The sequence below is a fragment of the Nonomuraea sp. NPDC050404 genome, assembly GCF_040655495.1.
In the GTDB taxonomy this organism is placed as follows: domain Bacteria; phylum Actinomycetota; class Actinomycetes; order Streptosporangiales; family Streptosporangiaceae; genus Nonomuraea.
The window spans coordinates 1-1,441 of sequence record NZ_JBFAKB010000100.1 but is presented as its reverse complement, the minus strand read 5'-3'; the positions used below and the strand labels follow the sequence as shown (position 1 = coordinate 1,441).

The following is a 1,441-nucleotide window of genomic DNA, read 5'->3' as shown; positions in this document are numbered from 1 at the left end:
ACCTGATCAGCGCGGCCCGCATCGACGGGGCCTCCGAGCTGCGCGTCTACTGGAATCCCTTTGACGAACTCTCTCTAAAGCACGCTCTGGAGGAACATCTAAAAACACTGTAACATCTGGAGTAGGAACACCTTTATTAATCATTAGAATTTCTTTGTAGTCTATCCCACGAGCTTTAAAGAACGCTAGTGAACTGTATAAGTATCTATCACATATAATGTTGCTTTCAGATATTTTGGGGAAAATTTCTGAAGTTATCTGATAAGTTCTATCAGCTGCAGCCAATAAAGCAATCGAATACATATTGGGCGCAATACCATTATCCAAATAATCTCTAACTCTTTTATCATTTCTATAGTAATCTGTTGGTTGTTTTGTTGTAAAAACTTTAAGTTTTTTATTTTCAAACCATTGATGTAACATATCAATTTGAGTTGTTTTTCCTGAACCGTCAAGTCCTTCAAAAACTATTAATAAATTTTTCATAGCATTCCTCCATTGATAGTATTGTACCATAACTTGAAAGCACTTATATAAATTAACATAGAATAAATTACGGGTTAATGAACAATAAATGCAAATGATTTTAATAATCTTAATAAGAAAAGAAGAGTGTTCAGAAAATGACCATTTTCTGAACATCTGATAAAAAAGGAAAAACGATTAGAACGCTTTTCTTTTTTATGTCTATTTATTTGATAATAGTCCAAAAACACTAAACAGGCTTTTAGTGATCCTTGCCTTCAATCGTTTCGATATCGCCTTTGCCGTCACGGGACACGATGGCCTTGATAGCGGCAGTGATGCCTAAAACATCATCATCCAATGACAACGCTGGTGTTTCCGGACGAGTGACAACCTGTTCCGGCAAAAATGGAATATGCATGAAGCCGGCCTTAATATCGGGAAACATCTTATCCCGCATATACTGTACCTGATAAAAAATGTGGTTGCAGACGTAAGTGCCTGCTGTGTTGGAGACTGCTGACGGAACACCAGCTTCCCGAATGGCTTTGGCCATGGCCTTAATTGGTAACTGGGTAAAGTAGGCATTCTCGCCATCGCCATGAATCGTGTGATTAAGTGGCTGATACCCGGCATTATCTTGAATCCGACCGTCATCCAAGTTAATCGCAACTCGCTCCGGCGTGAGTTCAAACCGGCCACCAGCCTGACCAATGCTCAACACATAGTCAGGCTTTTCTTTGGCAATAGCATCTTTAACGACATCGGCTGAAACATTAAACTTTGTCGGAATTTCCAATTTAACGATTTGTGCCCCAGCAATTTCATCCGGCAAACGTTTCACGGCTTCAATCGCAGGATTAATTTTATCGTCGCCAAAGGGATCAAATCCGGTAACAAGAATTTTCATGAGAAGATTTCCTTTCTAAAATGCCAAGAAGTACAGAAGCTATCGAGAAGTGTATCTTGTACCATC

At 39.4% G+C, this 1,441-nt stretch carries 2 protein-coding genes; both read right to left on the bottom strand.

Going from position 1 to position 1,441, the window contains the following annotated elements; genetic code table 11:
* Positions 1 to 6: 6 nt before the first annotated feature.
* Positions 7 to 486 carry a dTMP kinase gene (tmk, locus tag AB0I81_RS64035; protein ID WP_360680717.1) on the bottom strand — a complete coding sequence of 160 codons (480 nt, stop codon included), beginning with the start codon at positions 484 to 486 and terminating at the stop codon, positions 7 to 9.
* Positions 487 to 727: 241 nt separating this feature from the next.
* Positions 728 to 1,375, bottom strand: coding sequence for a pyroglutamyl-peptidase I (gene pcp / locus AB0I81_RS64030; RefSeq protein ID WP_014573651.1), 648 nt, complete (start codon positions 1,373 to 1,375; stop codon positions 728 to 730).
* Positions 1,376 to 1,441 lie beyond the last annotated feature (66 nt).